This is a genomic window from Nocardiopsis lucentensis DSM 44048, assembly GCF_000341125.1.
Classification (GTDB): Bacteria; Actinomycetota; Actinomycetes; order Streptosporangiales; family Streptosporangiaceae; genus Nocardiopsis; species Nocardiopsis lucentensis.
This window is the reverse complement of record NZ_ANBC01000147.1, coordinates 1-335: the sequence shown is the minus strand read 5'-3', so window position 1 is coordinate 335 and position 335 is coordinate 1. Positions and strand designations below refer to the sequence as shown.

The 335-nt window shown below is 77.3% G+C and carries 1 protein-coding gene; it reads right to left on the bottom strand.

What is annotated here, in order from left to right; all coding sequences use genetic code 11:
• Window positions 1-335, bottom strand: a 335-nt coding sequence (locus D471_RS33085; RefSeq protein WP_040688411.1) for a hypothetical protein, incomplete at both ends; no start/stop codon positions are given.

Genomic DNA, 335 nt, shown 5'->3' with positions numbered 1-335 from the left:
GCCGCACCCGTCGCAGGTGGGGCGGGGTTCGCCCCAGGTGGGGGCGGGCAGGGCGGGGGGCTGGGTGAGGCGGTCCAGGAGGCGGGCGGTGGTGGTGGCCAGGATGGGGGTGAAGTCGGCGGTGGCCAGGGTGTGGGTGGTGCCGTCGCCGGTGAGCAGGTGCATGTGCTCGGGTGCGTGGCCGGTGGCGGTGGCGACGGCGTGGGCGTAGGCGGTGAGTTGGAGGACGGCGCCGGGGCCGGGGCGGCGGGCGAGTTTGGTGTCCCAGGGTTCGTAGGCGGGGGTGGTGGGTGCGGGGGTGCGGGGGGCTCCGGTGGTGGGGTCCAGGTCGGAGC